The sequence below is a fragment of the Rhizobacter sp. P3_B12 genome, assembly GCF_056402895.1.
The window spans coordinates 1-2,683 of sequence record NZ_JBFUGN010001019.1 but is presented as its reverse complement, the minus strand read 5'-3'; the positions used below and the strand labels follow the sequence as shown (position 1 = coordinate 2,683).

The following is a 2,683-nucleotide window of genomic DNA, read 5'->3' as shown; positions in this document are numbered from 1 at the left end:
GGTGATGGGCGTCCAGGACGACGTGCCCTGGTTCCAGCGATAGGCACCACCGACGTCGGTGCGCGCGTACAGCAGATTGGCGGTGGTCGGATGGAAGACGAGGCCGCTAACGTAGCCGCCGCCGCCGAACTTCACGCTCTTCCAGGTGGTGGCCTGGGCAGGCGCAGGTGCGGGTGCGGGTGCGGGTGCGGACCCAACCGGTGCCGCCGCGGTGTCCGAGTCATGGCCTCCGCCGCAGGCAGACAGCACCATGGCGCACAGCAGTGCGCTTGTCGCAGTGGCGCGGTTGGGGCGTTGGCTCGGCATGCTCATCGTGAAGATCCTGTTGCGTCAACGTTGGTGCGGCGCGCCCATCGCATTCGACATGCYGCGCCCTCRATTTCGGCGCYAGTGTGTGAGTCGCGATGTCAGGAAAACTGACGAAACTTGCGGAGTCGACGGATGCCGCGCAGGGGCGTTGGCGCAGCGAGACGCCATGCAACAGGATGCAAATTCAGACCGATTCGATTGACATCGAACAGCGACTGGTCCGGCGCTCGGGTCCAGACCCAAAACGTCGCGGGCGTCTCGGTGACCCTCGCAGGCGCTGCGCGCACAGTCGACGCGACGAGGCCCCGGCGCCCGAGATCGAGCGCGTCTGGCGGCCCAACTTGCAGGTCTACGGTGGCGGAACAGCCGACTCCGCTGAGGACGCCGGCGTCCTCGTCCATCCGTGAAGGTCACTATCGGGCCGATTGGGCCCCTCCGTCCCTCGCCCTGGAAGTGGTCGTCCAGCGGTGAAGACCCAGCCGGCGACCGGCAGGTTGCAGGCGATGTCGCGAACATACCCTGTCGGCCAGAAGCAGAAGTTCGCCGGGGTCCGCTTTCTGGAGATGTCTCGTGGCTTGAGCCAAGTACGATATCGGGATGCTACTTCCGCCCGACCACGTTGGGCCGGACGAAACCCATGCTCACGCGACCGCCACTGATTCCAGGCTTTTCTGTGCGTCCAGTTCGGCTCGAAGACGCGGACTCTTGGGCCAGGTATGCGTGCCTGCCGGAGGTGAAGCGGTACACGAGTTCCACAGCTGAAACTGTGGACGACGTCCGAGCCGAGATTCGCCGCACGCTGGCTGGTGAGCCCAACACACCTCTGCGCTACGTGCTTCTCCAGGAGCGGAGTGAGGAAATCATTGCCACCGTCGGCTTCCACACCATCTCTGCCACGTTTGGCACAGCAGAGGTCACATACGATGTGGCACCTGACCATTGGGGGCAAGGCATCGCGACGGCTGYATGCCGGGCCGCTGCTCTTTGGGCCTTCGAAGTTAAGGGGTGGCACAGAATCCAGGCCACTACTGTCTTGCCAAACGTTCGATCGCAACGTGTTCTGGAACGATGCGGCTTCCAGCGGGAAGGCCTTGTTCGGAATTTCAGGCTCGTGCGAGGCACACCTACCGACTACTGGCTGTATGCCGCCATTCCCGGTGAGGTGCAGCGTGCGTCTTGACAACATTCATGCCCGCCAAGCCAGCGCTGCCGATACCGAACGCATCGGCGACATGCTGGCCGTCGCGTACGAACCGGTTATGCAACGTATGTCGAGCAATGACGCTGCGAGCTTTGCAGGGAATCTGCCTGGAGCGGTGGCACGGTACGCGAGTCTCGGCGTTTGGCTGCTCGCCGAACAGCAAGCTGAGCTTGTCGGCGCTGTGGCGTTCTTCGCGCCCGGCAGCACGAGCCATCCTCTGTATCAGGGCAACGTAGCCCACATTCAGCTACTGGGCGTCGTTCCCGCCTGCGCGCGCAAGGGAGCCGCGCGGTCCCTGATGGCAGAGTGCCTGTCGATGGCCAGAACCTCGGGCGCTTCGGAGCTCCTTCTTCAAACGAGCGAACACATCAGTATGGGGAGCACCAACCTACTTGCTCGCAAAGAATGATGTCCAGGCTTTTCACGTCCAACGTTGAACGACAACCATGCTTCGAACCATCGCCACACTTTGCGCCGTCATCCTTTCCGCGCTGGGCATTTCTTCCGCTCAGGCGCATGACGATCCGAGTACAAAGGAGAAGCTCTCTTTGAAGACTGGTGATCTCATCGTTCAGAAGGACACGAACGGCTGGTCGGCCATCAAGGTCCTGGCGGTTGATGCATGGCCCGACGGGTCAGCAGCAGCTCACTGCCTGACATTCAAATCGACCTCATCCAAGCCAACCGTTGAATCGCTTCGAAAGGCCTCGGTCTTGGCTTGGCATGCACCTATAGACGCAAGAAGTTTTAGTCAGGGGTGGGAGCGAATTGGAAATCAAGCTCCCTCCAAAGAAGAGCTCGTGGGCTTTATCGAGTACCTCAAGCTGACTGACTTTCCTCGCTACATCTCCTTCACAGGTCAAGATTCCAAAGAGATCGTTCGCAAAGCCAATGAGCATTACAAGCGGGCATATGCACTTGGTGACCAGGGAAAGAGAGAAGAGGCAATCGCAGAGTACAGCGAGGCAATCGACCTGTTCCCTTTGTTCTACGAAGCGATCGACAACCGCGCATTCACGTACATGGAGCTAGGGAAGAATCGAGAAGCCTTGCGAGACTTCGAGCAATCTCTGAGAGTCAACCCGAATGGTATGGCCGTGGAGCTAGGGAAGAATCGAGAAGCCTTGCGAGACTTCGAGCAATCTCTGAGAGTCAACCCGAATGGTATGGCCG

3 protein-coding genes and 1 pseudogene are annotated in these 2,683 nt (G+C 60.5%); 3 read left to right on the top strand and 1 reads right to left on the bottom strand.

Going from position 1 to position 2,683, the window contains the following annotated elements; genetic code table 11:
• Window positions 1-312, bottom strand: a pseudogene (locus tag AC1D01_RS31495) (dockerin); the annotation flags it as partial.
• Window positions 313-946: 634 nt separating this feature from the next.
• Here AC1D01_RS31495 and AC1D01_RS31490 point away from each other — a divergent pair.
• The 3 genes from AC1D01_RS31490 to AC1D01_RS31480 all read left to right on the top strand — a co-directional run.
• On the top strand, window positions 947-1,489 hold the full coding sequence (locus AC1D01_RS31490) for a GNAT family N-acetyltransferase (RefSeq protein ID WP_477873450.1): 543 nt from the start codon (window positions 947-949) through the stop codon (window positions 1,487-1,489).
• Window positions 1,479-1,919, top strand: coding sequence for a GNAT family N-acetyltransferase (locus tag AC1D01_RS31485; protein WP_477873449.1), 441 nt, complete (start codon window positions 1,479-1,481; stop codon window positions 1,917-1,919). The genes AC1D01_RS31490 and AC1D01_RS31485 overlap by 11 nt, the downstream gene beginning before the upstream one ends.
• Window positions 1,920-1,956: 37 nt before the next feature.
• Window positions 1,957-2,683, top strand: a 727-nt coding sequence (locus AC1D01_RS31480; protein ID WP_477873448.1) for a tetratricopeptide repeat protein, incomplete at its 3' end; no start/stop codon positions are given.